Origin of the sequence: Halarcobacter mediterraneus, from assembly GCF_004116625.1 — a bacterium.
Lineage (GTDB): Bacteria > Campylobacterota > Campylobacteria > Campylobacterales > Arcobacteraceae > Halarcobacter > Halarcobacter mediterraneus.
This window is the reverse complement of record NZ_NXIE01000006.1, coordinates 23,010-38,106: the sequence shown is the minus strand read 5'-3', so window position 1 is coordinate 38,106 and position 15,097 is coordinate 23,010. Positions and strand designations below refer to the sequence as shown.

17 protein-coding genes are annotated in these 15,097 nt (G+C 26.1%); 13 read left to right on the top strand and 4 right to left on the bottom strand.

Annotated features, from left to right (window positions below):
• A complete protein-coding gene (locus CP965_RS12690; RefSeq protein ID WP_129062493.1) occupies positions 1-651 on the bottom strand; it encodes a tRNA threonylcarbamoyladenosine dehydratase in 651 nt (216 codons plus the stop codon).
• An 80-nt stretch (positions 652-731) separates the two neighbouring features.
• Here CP965_RS12690 and greA point away from each other — a divergent pair, with 80 nt between their 5' ends.
• The 12 genes from greA (at position 732) to CP965_RS12630 (ending at position 11,398) form a co-directional block, all read left to right on the top strand.
• Positions 732-1,217 (top strand): transcription elongation factor GreA, encoded by a 486-nt coding sequence (greA, locus tag CP965_RS12685; protein ID WP_129062492.1) that lies wholly within the window; start codon positions 732-734, stop codon positions 1,215-1,217.
• 37 nt (positions 1,218-1,254) lie between these two features.
• A complete protein-coding gene (locus CP965_RS12680) occupies positions 1,255-1,953 on the top strand; it encodes a UDP-2,3-diacylglucosamine diphosphatase (RefSeq protein ID WP_129062491.1) in 699 nt (232 codons plus the stop codon).
• Positions 1,950-2,516, top strand: coding sequence for a hypothetical protein (locus CP965_RS12675; protein WP_129062490.1), 567 nt, complete (start codon positions 1,950-1,952; stop codon positions 2,514-2,516). The genes CP965_RS12680 and CP965_RS12675 overlap by 4 nt, the downstream gene beginning before the upstream one ends.
• An 85-nt stretch (positions 2,517-2,601) precedes the next feature.
• Entirely contained in the window at positions 2,602-3,750 is a 1,149-nt protein-coding gene (locus CP965_RS12670; protein WP_129062489.1) for a Na/Pi symporter, read from the top strand.
• Between the two features lie 9 nt (positions 3,751-3,759).
• Positions 3,760-4,002: a hypothetical protein gene (locus CP965_RS12665; protein WP_129062488.1), complete on the top strand. Its 243-nt coding sequence runs from the start codon at positions 3,760-3,762 to the stop codon at positions 4,000-4,002.
• On the top strand, positions 3,999-4,457 hold the full coding sequence (locus CP965_RS12660) for a hypothetical protein (RefSeq protein WP_129062487.1): 459 nt from the start codon (positions 3,999-4,001) through the stop codon (positions 4,455-4,457). Before CP965_RS12665 ends, CP965_RS12660 begins: the two co-directional genes overlap by 4 nt.
• Before the next feature lie 41 nt (positions 4,458-4,498).
• A complete protein-coding gene (gene ppk2, locus CP965_RS12655) occupies positions 4,499-5,392 on the top strand; it encodes a polyphosphate kinase 2 (RefSeq protein WP_129062486.1) in 894 nt (297 codons plus the stop codon).
• A gap of 79 nt (positions 5,393-5,471) precedes the next feature.
• Positions 5,472-7,016, top strand: a complete 1,545-nt coding sequence (locus CP965_RS12650; RefSeq protein WP_129062485.1) for a methyl-accepting chemotaxis protein — start codon at positions 5,472-5,474, stop codon at positions 7,014-7,016.
• A 66-nt stretch (positions 7,017-7,082) separates the two neighbouring features.
• Complete coding sequence (gene uvrB / locus CP965_RS12645; RefSeq protein ID WP_129062484.1) at positions 7,083-9,056, top strand: excinuclease ABC subunit UvrB; 1,974 nt, start codon at positions 7,083-7,085, stop codon at positions 9,054-9,056.
• A gap of 31 nt (positions 9,057-9,087) precedes the next feature.
• Complete coding sequence (locus tag CP965_RS12640; RefSeq protein WP_129062483.1) at positions 9,088-10,359, top strand: Fic family protein; 1,272 nt, start codon at positions 9,088-9,090, stop codon at positions 10,357-10,359.
• A gap of 12 nt (positions 10,360-10,371) precedes the next feature.
• Positions 10,372-11,025, top strand: a complete 654-nt coding sequence (gene nth / locus CP965_RS12635) for an endonuclease III (RefSeq protein WP_129062482.1) — start codon at positions 10,372-10,374, stop codon at positions 11,023-11,025.
• Between the two features lie 94 nt (positions 11,026-11,119).
• On the top strand, positions 11,120-11,398 hold the full coding sequence (locus CP965_RS12630; protein WP_129062481.1) for a hypothetical protein: 279 nt from the start codon (positions 11,120-11,122) through the stop codon (positions 11,396-11,398).
• A gap of 4 nt (positions 11,399-11,402) precedes the next feature.
• Here CP965_RS12630 and CP965_RS12625 read toward each other — a convergent pair whose 3' ends face one another.
• From CP965_RS12625 to CP965_RS12615, 3 genes are all read right to left on the bottom strand, one after another.
• Positions 11,403-12,374, bottom strand: coding sequence for a hypothetical protein (locus CP965_RS12625; RefSeq protein ID WP_129062480.1), 972 nt, complete (start codon positions 12,372-12,374; stop codon positions 11,403-11,405).
• 4 nt (positions 12,375-12,378) lie between these two features.
• The gene (locus CP965_RS12620; RefSeq protein ID WP_164971027.1) at positions 12,379-12,702 is read right to left on the bottom strand and encodes a hypothetical protein; all 324 of its coding nucleotides are present in this window, start codon (positions 12,700-12,702) and stop codon (positions 12,379-12,381) included.
• Positions 12,703-12,790: 88 nt separating this feature from the next.
• Positions 12,791-13,012, bottom strand: a complete 222-nt coding sequence (locus tag CP965_RS12615) for a hypothetical protein (RefSeq protein ID WP_129062478.1) — start codon at positions 13,010-13,012, stop codon at positions 12,791-12,793.
• 129 nt (positions 13,013-13,141) lie between these two features.
• Here CP965_RS12615 and CP965_RS12610 point away from each other — a divergent pair, with 129 nt between their 5' ends.
• On the top strand, positions 13,142-15,079 hold the full coding sequence (locus tag CP965_RS12610; RefSeq protein WP_129062477.1) for a TonB-dependent receptor: 1,938 nt from the start codon (positions 13,142-13,144) through the stop codon (positions 15,077-15,079).
• Positions 15,080-15,097: the final 18 nt, after the last annotated feature.

The window sequence follows — 15,097 nt, the reverse complement described above, 5'->3', positions numbered from 1 at the left end:
TTAGTGCTTTCTTTTTAGTAACTTATTTATAGTAACAGCAGCCATCATAAATCCAAATGAACCAGTAACTGCTTCAAAACTTCCTTTTTCAATACAATTTGGGCTTTCTCCAGAGAAAATAACTTTAAACTTCTTTTTAAAACCTCTTTTTTTTAATTCTGTTCTAACTTTTCTAATAAATGGATCATTATATGTTTCCCATATTGATTTATACTCAATTTTACTTGGGTCAAATCTTTTGGCACCTCCACTAGTACTAATAATTTTTGTAAAATGTTTTTGAATTAAATGTACTTTTGGTTTTATATCATCAATTGCATCTAAAATATAATCATATGATGAAAAGTCAAAATTATCAATCCATTCGGGTGTTATTTTTACATGAATTGCTTGTACTTTTGGGTACTTTTCTTTTAAAGCATCAACTTTTATTTTTCCAATATTTCCATGACTTCCTAACTGTCTATTCATATTTGATTCTTCATAAGTATCAAAATCTACTATAGTTATATTTGTTAGTCCTGTATTATATAAAGAATCTAAAGCAAAACTTCCAACTCCTCCTACCCCAAGAAGTATTATTTTAGCTTTTTGTATTTTTTTAAAGTTCTCTTCACCAAAAAGTTTTATTGATCTATCATATTGTTGCATATCTGTACTCTTTTATTAAAATTTTGCTATTATAGCAAATTAATACGTAAGAAAAATAAAATATTATAGGAGTCTTGCAAATGGATAAAGAGCCAATGACAAGAGTAGGTTATGAAAAAATAACAGGTGAATTAGAATTTTTAAAAAATAAAGAAAGACCAGAAACTGTAGTAGCCTTAGATGAAGCTAGACAATTAGGTGATTTAAAAGAAAATGCTGAATATCATGCAGCAAAAGATAAACTAGCTTTAATTGATGCTCAAATTGCAGAGCTTGGCTCAGTTATTTCAAAAGCTGTTATTATTGACCCAGAAAATTTACCTCACGATAGAGTAAGTTTTGGTTCAACAGTTCACTTAGTAGATGTAAATACAGATGAGGAGTTTACTTACGCTATAGTTGGTGGTGTAGAATCAAATGCAGAAAAAGGTTTTATTTCTTTTAATTCTCCTTTAGCTAAGCAACTTTTAGGAAAAGAAGAAGGTGATGAGTTAACTGCAAGTCTTCCAGGAGGAGAAACAGCATTTGAAATTTTAAGTGTTGGATATAGAGAACTTAATTTATAATGAAAAGTTTAGATAGAACTTTATATTAAAGTAACTTATGTTTTTAAAAATAAAAGAAAATTCAATATTTGTTGCTGATTCTCATTTTAATGATAAAAATCCTGAACTTTTATCTTTTTTAAATTTGATAGTTGAAAATAAGATTAAGCCTTCTCAACTTTTTTTAATGGGAGATATTTTTGATTTTATATCTGAAGAAAGTAAATATTTTATTAAAAAAAATATAAAAATAATAAATCTAATTAATGAATTATCAAAAAACATTGAAGTTATTTATTTAGAAGGTAACCATGATTATAACTTAAAAACTCTTTTCCCTAGAGTTTTAGTTGTTAAAAGAGAACAACAACCTATTTATTTACAATATAAAAATAATAAAATTGCAATGTCACATGGAGATATCTTCACTCCATGGCATTATAATTTATATTGTAAAATAATTAGAAATAAGCCACTTTTACTATTTCTAAATTCAATTGATTTTTTTAGTTTTATTTCCAAAGCTATTGAAAATAGTTTATTAAAGAAGACTATTTGTAATGAAATGAAAGACTTTAATAGTTTTGCTAGAAAAAGATTAAATTGTTATAAAAATGCAGATATTGTTATTGAAGGACATTTTCACCAAGGAAAACAATTTTCCAAAAACAACAAACTTTATGTAAATATTCCATCTTTATGTTGTAATAAAGAGTATATGATTTTTGATGGAGAGTTTAAAGGGAAGAAACTGTGATAAATGAAAATATTATTATAATAATATTAGGTATTGTTGCTGCTATAATCATAATTTTATTACTAGTAATAATAATGATGTTAAATAAAAAAGAAAGTTCTAAATCTTCTAAAAGGTATGCTACAACTTCTAGTTCTATGTATGTAAAAATGCCAGATACTCTAAAAATATCAGTACCTTCTAATATTGAAAAAATGAGTAAACGGGAAGTATTAAATATTACAAAAAAAGTTTTTGATTCTTATAAAATATTTGATTATAAAAAAATGAATACTTTTGAACTTGATAAGAAAGAATGGCACTCTTGGCAAATCTCTTTTTTATTGATGTTATATAAACATGAAGAGGAATTTTTTATTCCTAATCAAAATGAGGTTTTTCACTTTTTTTTATTGAACTCTTCTGATAATGATATAAAAAGTTTAGTTAGGGGAATTTTTAAAAAGTATGAAAATTATGTTGATATAACTGAAAGTAAAGATTTTCTTTGTAAAAATTATATTTGGTCAAATAAAGATATTTCTATACTTTTTTATTTTCTAGCAAATTATAAAAACTACTAAAAATATAATTAAAAAATCAATACTGTTATCAAAATGTAATTGACTTAACTTAAAATCCTACTTTATTTTAGAATAAAGGACGGATTTGGAATCAACATTACAAAAAAACAATAGTGTAGCCTTATCACAAAATTGGTTACATTGGATACTTATAGCTATATTAATTTATGGTTTATTAGTTGCTGTTAGTACAATAGGAAGTGGATTTAAACTAGCAGCAGGTGAACAGGCAAAAGAGTTATTTGCCTTTGCAAGTAATCCTATAACAGCATTAGTTATTGGAGTTGTTGCTACAGCACTTATTCAATCATCAAGTACGGTAACTTCAATAATTGTTGGACTTGTAGCAGGAGGATTACCTGTTGAAATGGCAATTCCTATGGTAATGGGAGCAAATATAGGGACAACAATAACTAATACAATTGTTAGTATTGGTATGGTTAAAGCTAGTGATGAATTTAAAAGAGCTTTTTCTGCTGCAACAATTCATGATTTTTTTAATCTCTTAAGTGTAATTATATTTTTACCTTTAGAAATTATGTTTGGTTTTTTAGAAAAACTAGGAGCATATTTTTCTTCACTTTTAGTTGGTGGAGACTCTATGAGTATAAAAGGTTTTAATTTTATTAAACCAATTGTAAAACCAGCAACTTCAACTATAGAAAACATATTTCAAAGTATAGGTTTTGGAAGTACTACTGTTGGAGTTTTAATGATAATTTTTGGAATTGCATTAATTTTTTTGGTAATTACATATATTGGAAAATTATTAAAGGTTCTTATGGTTGGTAAGGCAAAAGATATTTTACATAAAGCTGTAGGAAGAGGTCCTATCTCTGGAATTACTTCAGGAACTGCAATAACCGTATTAGTTCAATCTTCTTCTACAACAACAAGTTTAATTGTTCCTTTAGCTGGTAGTGGAGTTTTTTCTTTACGACAAATTTACCCTTTTACTTTAGGTGCAAATATAGGAACAACAATTACTGCAATTTTAGCAGCAACTGCAGTAGGCGGTCCTCTTGCCATTTTTGCTTTACAAATTGCGTTAATTCATTTTATTTACAATCTTTTAGGTGTTGTATTTATATATGGGATTCCTTTTTTAAGAGAAATACCAATTAAATTAGCTGAAGCTTTAGCTTCTTTAGCAGTAAAAAGAAAAATATATATTGTACTTTATGTTCTTACTGTATTTTTTATTCTTCCTGCATTATTAATTGCATTTACATAGGAGTATATGATGGCAAAATTAACTAGAAAAACTTTATTAGAACAACAAATTGAGGATTTAGAAGAGTCATTAGAAAAATTAAAAGAACAGTTAAGAAAAGTTGAAGAAGAAGAACAACATCATCAAATTGATTTATTAGAAAACTATTTTAGTACTATAAATAATAGATTTGCAAATTTACAAGGGTTTTGGCAACTTCTAAAAGAAGAACTTAATGAAATGTTTGCAAGTAATGAGAAGGATAAAAAATGAGATTGATTTTATTATTTTCTTTATTTTTTATTTATTCTTTTGCAGGAGAAGAAATAAAGATTAGTTTAAAAGAAGTTCCTAGTAATATTATGAAAGAAGTACAAAAGACAATCCCTAAAGCAACTATTATTTCAGCAAACTTAGAGAAAGAAGAAAATTCTACACTTTATGAAATTCAAGGTAGATTTTCAGATGATAGAAGTGTAGAGGTTGATATTTTTGATAATGGGAAAATAGAAGAAATTGAAATAGAGTTCCCAGAATATATGGTTCCTAAAGCAGTTCTTATTGCAATTGAAAAAAGATATAAAGGATTTATACCCACTTATATAGAAGCAAGTCATTCAAAAAGTATGAAAGTAATACAATATGAATTTGAAGGAACACATAATAATAGAAAAATAGATTTAGAAGTCTCAGCAGATGGAAGGAAAATCAAAGAAGGTGATAAATAAAATAATGATAAAATATAAATAATTTATAAATTGAGGTTGCGATGAAAATAGAAAAGTTATATGACAAAGAGATATCAGATATTTTAGAATATGAAGATTTTATAAAAGTATTAAAAGAAAATCCTGATGAGAACTTTTTAAAAGAAGTGCATAGAAAATATCAATATAGATCACAAGAAGAAGCTTTAAGAACTCTACAAGTAGAGTTAATAAAGCTTCAGGATCATCTTGAAAAACATAATGAAAAGATGATTATTTTAGTTGAAGGAAGAGATGCTTCAGGAAAAGGTGGAGCAATTAGAAGAATAACAAGATATATGAATGAAAAACATTATCGTGTTGTAGCTTTAGGAAAACCTTCTGATGTAGAAAGAAGTCAGTGGTATTTCCAAAGATATGTACAACAATTCCCTAAAGCAGGTGAAATAGTTATTTTTGATAGGTCTTGGTACAATAGGTCTATGGTAGAACCAGTTTTTGGTTTTTGCACTGATAAGCAGTATGAAACATTTATGAACACAGTAACAAGTTTTGAAGAAGATTTAATTGAGCATGGGATACATTTTCTTAAAATATATTTTTCAGTTTCAAAGGAAGAACAATCAAATAGATTTAAAGAAAGAGAAGAAAATCCTTTAAAACAGTGGAAATTAAGTGAAATAGATTTACAAATGCAAGAAAGATGGAATGAGTTTACAGAAAAGAAATATAGAATGTTAAAGGAAACTAATACAGAAAAATCTCCTTGGACAATAATTAGAAGTGATGATAAGTTTGTAGCAAGATATAATGCTATAAAGACTATATTAAATAAAGTTGATTATCAAAGAAGAGATTCAAGAATTGATTTTTCTGTTGATCCTGAAATTGTTATTACAGCGGAAAAAGAGTTAGAAATTATGGCTAAAAGTTCAAAAATTAATATAAATAAATAATTAGTTAGTTTTTTCTTTTTTATTTAAATAAAAAGATGTTACAATTTCGTCTAAATTTTTAAATAAAAAGGTCATTAATATGACACTATTCTCACTTGGTAAAGAAGAATCTTCACAATTAAAAGCTATAAATGAAAATTATGCAGTAATTTCATTTAAACCAGATGGTACAATACTTCATGCAAATAATAACTTTTTAAATCTTTTAGGTTTTTCCTTATCTGAAATAGTGGGGAAAAACCATAAAATATTTTGTGATGAGACTTATATAAAAACTAAAGAATATCAAGATTTTTGGATTGACTTAAATAAAGGAAACTCTCAAATATCAGAATTTAAAAGAGTAAAGAAAAATAAAGAATCAACTTTTATTCAAGCTTCATACATTCCTGTAAAAAATAAAAAAGGTGAAGTTTATAAAGTTATTAAATTTGCACAAGATATTACAGAAAAAAAACTACAGAATTTAGACCATGAAGGTCAATTAGAGGCTATAAGTAAATCTCAAGCTGTAATTGAATTTGATATGAGTGGAATAATACTTTATGCAAATAAAAACTTTCTAGATGTAGTAGGTTATACTTTAAATGAAATTGTAGGTAAACATCATAGTATATTTTGTGAAGATAGTTATAAAGAGTCTGTAGAATATCAACAGTTTTGGAGAAAATTAAATAATGCAGAGTTTGAAGCAGGGGAATTTTTAAGAATAGGTAAAAATGGTAAAAAAGTTTGGATTCAAGCAACTTATAATCCTATTATGGATTTTGATAAAAAACCATTTAAGGTTGTTAAATATGCAACAGATATTACAAGTCGAAAAAATAAAATGTTTGAAATAGAACATAATGTTGAAAAATTGTCAGACTCTTTAACTCATTTATCAAATACTTCTTCTTCAATGAGTCAAGGGGCAAAAGTTACGATGAATGGTTCAAAAGAAGTTTCGTCTTCTATTTCGGAAGTGAATAATTCTATTGTTAATATTCATCAAAAAGTTGAAGATATGTTATCTTCAATAAAAAGTATTTCTGAATCTTCTTCAAAAGGGAAAACGATTGCTCTTGAAGCACAAGAACAGTCAAAAAGTACAAGTGCAGCAATTGTTAAACTTGATGAAGAGTCTGATAAAATTGGAGAAGTAATTAATATAATTACTCAAATTGCTTTTCAGACAAATATATTATCATTAAATGCAGCTGTAGAAGCTGCTACAGCAGGAGAAGCAGGGAAGGGGTTTGCTGTTGTTGCAGGGGAAGTAAGAAGTTTGGCTTCAAGATCAGATGAAGCGGCAAAAGAAATAACTCAAGCAGTAGAGCTTATTCAATCATTAGTTAAAAGTTCTTTAGAATCTATTACAAAGATTGATAAAACTATTGAAGAAATAACTTCAATGTCAACTTATATTTCAGATTCAATAAAAAAGCAAGAAAGTGTATCAAATGATGTTTCTCATATTACTTCTAAAACGAGTAGTGATATTGGAGAAATTTCAAATACTATGAATGATGTATCACAGAGTTCACAAAAAACGAAACAAGAGTCAGAAGAAACGCTAGCTGCTTCAAAAGAGTTAATTAATGTCTCAAATGAATTAATATCAATATTAAAAACACTTAAATAAAAATATAATTTTATTTCAATTTGTAATATAAAAGACATCATAACTTAATCTTAGATATAATTTTTTATGACAAAATTTAAAGTAAACAGTGAATATAAACCAGCAGGTGATCAGCCTGTTGCAATAGATAAAATAAGTAAATCAATTTTAGATGGAAATAAATATACAACATTAGAAGGTGTTACAGGTTCTGGTAAAACCTATACGATGGCTAAAGTTATTGAAAAAACTCAAAGACCAACTCTTATTATGACTCATAATAAGACATTAGCTGCACAGCTTTATTCAGAGTTTAAACAGTTTTTCCCAAACAATCATGTGGAGTATTTTATTTCTTATTATGATTATTATCAACCAGAAGCATATATTCCAAGAACTGATCTTTTTATTGAAAAAGATTCATCAATTAATAGTGAACTTGAAAGATTAAGACTTAGTGCTACAGCTTCCTTACTTAGCTTTGATGATGTAATTGTTATTGCATCTGTATCTGCAAACTATGGTTTAGGTAATCCAAATGAATATAAAGCAATGGTTCAAAGAATTGAAGTTGGTTTTGAATATTCACAAAGAGAATTTTTACTTAAACTTGTAGAAATGGGTTATAAAAGAAATGATGCTTTTTTTGATAGAGCAGATTTTAGAGTAAATGGAGATGTAATAGATATCTTTCCTGCTTATTATGAAGATGAGTATATTAGAGTTGAGTTCTTTGGTGATGAGGTTGAATCTATCACAAAACATGAGTATTTAACAAATGAAAAAACAAAAGAGCTAGAAGAAGCTATTATTTACTCAGTTAATCCTTTTGTTGTAACAAGTGAAAATTTAGGACGAGCTGTAAAGCAAATAGAAGAAGAATTAGATGAAAGACTTGATTACTTTACAAAAGAAGATAAGTTAGTAGAGTATCAAAGATTAAAGCAAAGAGTAGAGTTTGATTTAGAGATGATTGAAGGTACAGGAATGTGTAAAGGGATTGAAAACTATGCACGTCACTTAACGGGACTAAAACCTGGAGAAACTCCTTATTCTATGATGGACTATTTTGAACAAATAGGAAAAGACTTTTTACTTATAGTAGATGAGTCTCATGTTTCTTTACCTCAGTTTAGAGGAATGCATGCAGCAGATAGAAGTAGAAAAGAAGTACTTGTGGATTATGGATTTAGACTGCCTAGTGCTTTAGATAATAGACCTTTAAAATTTGATGAGTTTATAAATAAAGCACCTTCGTATCTTTTTGTATCTGCAACACCAGCTGAACTTGAAATTGAAAAAAGTGCAGTTGTAGCAAAACAGATTATTAGACCAACAGGGCTTTTAGATCCAATTATTCAAATAGAAGATAGTGAATATCAAGTAGAAAAACTACATGATGAAATCAAAAAAGTAGTTTCAAAAAATGAAAGAGTTTTAGTAACAGTATTAACTAAAAAAATGGCAGAAGAATTAACTTCTTATTATTCTGATTTAGGAATGAAAGTTAAATATATGCACTCTGATATTGATGCAATTGAGAGAAATCAAATTATTAGAGAGCTTAGAGTAGGGGAATTTGATGTTCTTGTAGGAATTAACTTACTTAGAGAGGGACTTGATATTCCAGAAACATCACTTGTAGCTATTTTAGATGCCGATAAGGAAGGTTTTTTAAGAAGTAGAACTTCTCTTGTTCAAACTATGGGAAGGGCAGCAAGAAATCAAAATGGTAAAGTAATTCTTTTTGCAAAAAAAATTACTGATTCTATGAAGTATGCAATTGATTTAACAAATGAAAGAAGAGCTATACAAGAAGAGTTCAATAAGAAACATGGAATAACTCCAACAACAACAAAAAGATCAATAGATGAAAATCTAAAGCTTGAAGAGTATGATGATGTAGCTTGGAAAAAAGAGAAGTTACAAAAAATGCCAGCAGCAGAAAGAAAGAAAATTTTAGTTGAGCTAAATAAAAAAATGCAAAAAGCTGCAAAAGATTTAAACTTTGAAGAAGCAATTAGACTACGTGATGAGATTGAGAAATTAAAAAAATTATAATATAATTTATTAAAAATGAGAAAGAACAAATATGAAAAAAGATTATCCTTCTACTGAACGTGAATGGCTAAAATATCTTACTATTGATAATTATTTCACTTCATTTCAAATTGAACATAGAAAAAATATAATAATTGAAACTGGATGTAATTTTGATTCGATTGTTAATGATATAAAAGAATATAGAGCTAAGAACAAATTAGAAATATTTGTTTTTCAAGAAAAAAGGTTTTTCATTACTGATACATTCAGACTAACTAAAAATATTGAAACAATAAAAGAATTTTGGAAAAGTTTGGAGTATAACTTTCAAAGTAAGTTTTCATTAGAGCTTTTAAAAGAAACATTAATTGAAGAAGGTTATTACTCTTCAACAATAGAAGGAGCACATAGTACTATTAAAAGAGCAAAGACCTTAGCTAATGGAAAGTCTCAACCAAAAGACAAAAGTGAATTTATGGTTTATAATAACTTTAAGGCATTAATTGAACTAGAAGGACAAAAAGAAGAAATAACAAATGAATTAATATTTAAAATTCATGAAATTACTGTTGAAAATACATTAGAAGAAGATTATAACATTGGAAAGTATAGAACTGAACCAAATGAAATAATTAATCAAAGTGGTAAAGTTATTTTTAGTCCAATATCTGATATTCAAAAAATGAATGTGATGTTAAACGAATTACTAAAGTTTTTAAAAGATGATGAGTTTTCTAAGCCTTTAGAAAAAATATATAAAGCAATAGCATTTCATTTTTTATTTGCATATATACATCCTTTTGATGATGGAAATGGTAGAACAGTGAGAATACTTTTTAGTTATTTACTCAAGTATTATGGATATGACATGTTTTATTATATATCATTATCTGAAATAATTAATAGAAAAAAAGCAAAAGACTATTATCAATCATTTATTGATGTTGAAAGAAGTAATATTCAAGATGTAAATAGTTTTGATATGACTTATTTTTTTTATTATTTATCTGAAGTGATGGTTGAAGGATTATCAATATTAAAACATAGAATTAATACTCATTTAAGAGAAGATATTATTAAAAATGTTGCAAAAGAAAATAATATTGATTTAACACCGAGACAAAGAAAAATTATAAAGATATTGTCAAATAAAAATAATACTTTTATTATAACAACTAAAGAATTATCACAAAGACTTCAAGTATCACAAAGAACTACTCAAAGAGATTTAAAATTATTAGTCGATTTTGGTTTAGTAGAAAGAGTAAAAGCTCCAAAAAATAAAAAACAAAATTATTTTAGAATAAATGTCGATTTATAGAAGGAAGTTATAGTGCCAAGACTTAAAAAAGCAAGTAAAGAAGAGATTCAGATTATTAAAGAAGCATTCCAAGAAAAATATTCAGGTGCTGTTACAGAGTTAGAGTATAAAAATGATTATGAGTTATTAATTGCAATTATCCTTTCTGCTCAATGTACAGATAAAAGGGTAAATATTATTACTCCAGCTTTATTTGAAAAGTATCCTGATGTTTTTGAACTTGCAGATGCTTCTTTAGAAGATGTAAAAGAACTACTTAAAAGCTGTTCATTTTTTAATAATAAAGCAAAAAATATTATTAAAATGGCACAAAGTGTTATTGCAAACTATGATGGAGAAATTCCTCACAATCAAAAAGAGTTGATAAAACTTGCAGGTGTTGGAAATAAAACTGCAAATGTATTTATGATTGAGTTTGAAGGTGCAAACCTAATGGCAGTTGATACTCATGTATTTAGAGTTTCCCATAGACTTGGACTTTCATATGAAAAAACAGTTGAGAAAACAGAAGCAGATTTAGTAAAAAAACTAAAAGATGATTTACATATTTTTCATCAAGCGATGGTATTATTTGGAAGATATACCTGTAAGGCATTAAACCCAGATTGTGATAATTGTTTATTTCCTCATGTATGTAAGACAACAAAATCATTTAAACCACAATAGTAAAATTGTAGAAAACTAATTGAAAAATTTTATTTTTTATTTTTATTATACTTGTTATGATTGATTAATTTAACAAAAAAGGAGATGATTAATTATGAAAACAGTCAATAAAATAGATTCAATTAGTTTAGTTCATCCTTTTGAAAAAAGTTTCATTGATATTTTTCATATAGAAAAACCTTATGGAGAATATAGTGATTCTATTATAAAAATAGAACTTTTAGAAAAACAAGAAGTTTTTTCTAGTATAGAGTTTCCTTATGAAAATTTATCAACTTTGATAGATAGTTTACAAAAAATAAAAGATACTCAAACAACAAGCTTATCTGATTTACATAAGGAATTAGCTGCTGGAGTAGGTGGTGGACAATAGTTTTTTAGAGAAACTTTTTTAAAAAAAGATTTTTTAAATGAGAATTTAATCCATTTGAATTAAACATAATAAGTTCTCTATAAAATCTTTGTAAATTTTTTTCTAAAAGAATTGATTTTCCTCCATTTAAAATCATTGCAGTAGAAATTGTATTTAAAACACAATTAAATAATTCTATACGCAAGAAATCAAGATGGTCTTTATCTTTTGATTGTAAAAAACTATTTTTTAATTTATTGATTCTTTTTTGTGATTCTTTTTTTAATTTTTTATTTTCTATATTTGGAATTGCTGCAATACCAATACCATAAAGTGCATAATGAACAGTCTTAGACAAAGATTTGTTTTTATTATAATTTCCTTTGTCATTTGAAGAAACTATATTTTTTTCTTCTACAAAAAAGTCTTTGAGTTCAATATTTACAGTATTTAAAGAGTATCCTACAAAAGTTTTAGGAGTATCTATAATTTTAAAACCTTTTTGTTTTTTAAATTTTGTCAATACTTCATACTCTTTATTTTCAAAATGAAAACCAATAAGTAATCTATCAAAGATTTTATAACCACTAGCCCAAGATAATTGTCCATTAAGTTTGTATCCATTTTTACATTTTTTTGCTTCAACTATTGTCTCATTAGACCTTAAATGATTTATAGCAATGCCACACTTTTTTTTGAAAAAATGTTCTTTTCTTTTAAAATTGTTTTTATTCATTATTGCATTTGCTGCAAGAATTTGAATAGACAAAAAAGCTAAAGCACCTGAGTAGGGTGTTATTTTTCTAAAAAGTTTGAATTTTAAAGAATCTGTTTGAATTGTTGGATATTTGTGAAAATCATATAAACCATTTTTGTATGCAATATTAAAAGCTTTTTTTAATAATTTTCTATCATAATCAATTTTATATAAAGAAAAACCTTCAAGTTCTTTTATGGTTTTTCTAATATTTTTAATAAAATTTTTTTGTTTATTCATCTACTTACTTTTGAATACACTTTTCATTAAGAGAATTGAAGTTTTCAAAAATAAACTCATCTTCAATTTTTTTTATTTTTACATTTTTTACATTGCAAATATATTCTTTGTTCTCTTTTTTTACAATATAATCAAAATTGTAAATGAAGTTTGTTTTTGATGAAACCATTTTATTATTGAGTCTTTCAAAAGAAAACTTTTCAATTTTTACATTATTAACTTTTTCGTATTTTTCTTTAAATAATTCAGGAACTTCGTGTTTTTTATCTTCAAGAAACATGTAACTAAGTATAGACAGTAGAACAATAATAAAAAATAAAATAGTCAATTCCTTTATTTCAAATTTATTATTAACCTTATAAATAATATAAGCGATTAAAAATATAAAAAATATAGCGATAAGCATTATTTGCATATTAATTTCCTTTTATTCTATTTTTAAATTCTTCAGGACTTAAGTATTTACTGCTCGATGGGGCTTTTTTTACTGTTTTATCAAGTGAGCTTGAAACAGGTTTTGCCTTTTGATATTGCTTATTTGTTGAAATATTTTTAATAAGTCCATCTTTTAAATTATCTAATATATTTAAAACTATTTTTAAATTTTTTTCTTCTACATCTAGAGTAACTTTAGCCATAAAAATCCTTTGTGGAAGTATATCATAAATAAAAATAAATCTTTTTTATTAAATAGCAATTTAAATAATTAACAGATAATTAACAAAAGCTTTATAAAATACTTTAAAATGTAAACAAAAGGAAAAATTATGAAAAAAGGACTTTATCTATCTCTTGTTTCTGCTTCATTACTTTATTCAAATGAAAATATTCAATTACCTAGTATAGATGTTATTTCTCAAGTAAATACAAAAATTGTAAAAAATGTTAGTGAAGAACAAGTTAAATCAGCAGATTTAGCCGAAGCATTAGTAAAAAATGTACCTTCTATAAGCTTAGTAAGAAGAAGTGGAATTGCAAATGATATTATCTTACGAGGGCAAAAAAAAGATAATATCAATATTTTAATTGATAATAGTAAAATTTATGGTGCTTGTCCAAATAGAATGGATCCTCCAACTTCTCATATTTTGACAAACAATATTGAAAGTGTAGAGATAATTGAAGGTCCTTATGATGTTGAAAATTTTGGAACTCTAAGTGGATTAGTAAAAGTTAATACTAAAGAACCTGAAGCTGGACTAAATGGTGAAGTAAATTTAGGTGTAGGAAGTTTTGGATATAAAAAAGGTTCTTTTAGTGTAAGTGGTGGAAATGATTTTGTAAAAGTTTTATTTTCAGCTTCAAAAGAAGAATCTGACCAATATGAAGATGGAAATGGCGATGATTTCTATGGACAACAATTAAAAAATGGAATAGCTGATAATACAAATAGAGAATACTCTTTATCAAATAGAGGAATGAAAGCTTATGAAAAAGAAACAATATTCTCTAAAGTAATTGTAAATATTGATGATAGTTCAGAATTGGCTTTATCTTATACTGCTAATAGAAGTGATAATGTTTTATATCCAAATACTCCAATGGATGCAAAGTATGATGATTCGGATATTTATACTTTAGAGTATACAAAAAGAAATTTAGGTTCTTTTTCAAAAGAATTAAATTTAGAGTATTATTATTCAAAAGTTGACCATCCAATGGATACGGCACTAAGAGATGGTGGTCAAATGATGTATATGACAAATCATATGAAATCTTATATTTGGGGAACAAAACTAAAAAACTCTTTTGATATTTCAGATTATTTAGTAACTTTTGGTGTTGATACGAGTGTTAGAAACTGGAGAGGACAAAGAAGTTCAACAAATGTTGCAACAGGAATCAGTACACTTGGTGCGGTAAGTTTAGATTCAACGGATACTACAAATAAAGCTTTATTTACTCAAGTAGAAAAAACATTTGGTGATTTTGATTTACAAATGGGTTTTAGATATGATAATAGTGATATCGAAAATTCAACTGTAGATAAAAAGTATATTGCATTAAGTGGAAATGTTTTTGGTATTTATAATCTTGATAAAGATACAAAAATATTTGCAGGTTTTGGTAAGTCTTCAAGAGTTCCTGATGCTAGAGAATTCAATACTAATTATGACTTAGAAGATACAAAAAATTATGAAGTAGATCTAGGTTTTGAAAAAGATATTGGAAATCTAAATGTAAGAACAAAGATTTTCTATTCTAAGTTAGAAGATTATATTTATAATACAGGAATCTTCTCAAATATTGATGCAAAAATTTATGGAGCGGATATTTCTGGAACATATAAAGCAAGTGATAAATTTTCTTTTGATTATGGAGTAGCTTATCAAAGAGGTAAAAAAGATGGAGATTATGCTGACAAAGATTTAGCAGAAATTCCACCATTAAAAGCAAACCTAGCTTTAAATTATAAACAAGATAGTTCTACATATAGAGCAGAACTTGTTGCTGTAGACTCTTGGGATACATATGATAGTAGTGCAAAAGAACAAGAATTATCTGGTTATGCAGTAGTAAATGTAAAATACAATAATCAATTTAATAAGAATTTAGGTTTAACTTTTGGAATAGACAATTTATTTGATAAAAACTATGCTTCAACAAATACCTATCAAGATGTAACATATATTGATATTGGAGAAAGAGTATTATTAAATGATCCAGGTAGATATATTTATGTTAATTTAAAATATACATTTTAATAACTAAAGAAGATTTTC

Coding starts and splice junctions, on each gene's coding strand:
- CP965_RS12690 (WP_129062493.1), bottom strand. CDS start 651: ATGCAACAATATGATAGATCAATAAAACTTTTTGGTGAAGAGAACTTT.
- greA (WP_129062492.1), top strand. CDS start 732: ATGGATAAAGAGCCAATGACAAGAGTAGGTTATGAAAAAATAACAGGT.
- CP965_RS12680 (WP_129062491.1), top strand. CDS start 1,255: ATGTTTTTAAAAATAAAAGAAAATTCAATATTTGTTGCTGATTCTCAT.
- CP965_RS12665 (WP_129062488.1), top strand. CDS start 3,760: ATGGCAAAATTAACTAGAAAAACTTTATTAGAACAACAAATTGAGGAT.
- CP965_RS12660 (WP_129062487.1), top strand. CDS start 3,999: ATGAGATTGATTTTATTATTTTCTTTATTTTTTATTTATTCTTTTGCA.
- ppk2 (WP_129062486.1), top strand. CDS start 4,499: ATGAAAATAGAAAAGTTATATGACAAAGAGATATCAGATATTTTAGAA.
- CP965_RS12650 (WP_129062485.1), top strand. CDS start 5,472: ATGACACTATTCTCACTTGGTAAAGAAGAATCTTCACAATTAAAAGCT.
- uvrB (WP_129062484.1), top strand. CDS start 7,083: ATGACAAAATTTAAAGTAAACAGTGAATATAAACCAGCAGGTGATCAG.
- CP965_RS12640 (WP_129062483.1), top strand. CDS start 9,088: ATGAAAAAAGATTATCCTTCTACTGAACGTGAATGGCTAAAATATCTT.
- CP965_RS12630 (WP_129062481.1), top strand. CDS start 11,120: ATGAAAACAGTCAATAAAATAGATTCAATTAGTTTAGTTCATCCTTTT.
- CP965_RS12625 (WP_129062480.1), bottom strand. CDS start 12,374: ATGAATAAACAAAAAAATTTTATTAAAAATATTAGAAAAACCATAAAA.
- CP965_RS12615 (WP_129062478.1), bottom strand. CDS start 13,012: ATGGCTAAAGTTACTCTAGATGTAGAAGAAAAAAATTTAAAAATAGTT.
- CP965_RS12610 (WP_129062477.1), top strand. CDS start 13,142: ATGAAAAAAGGACTTTATCTATCTCTTGTTTCTGCTTCATTACTTTAT.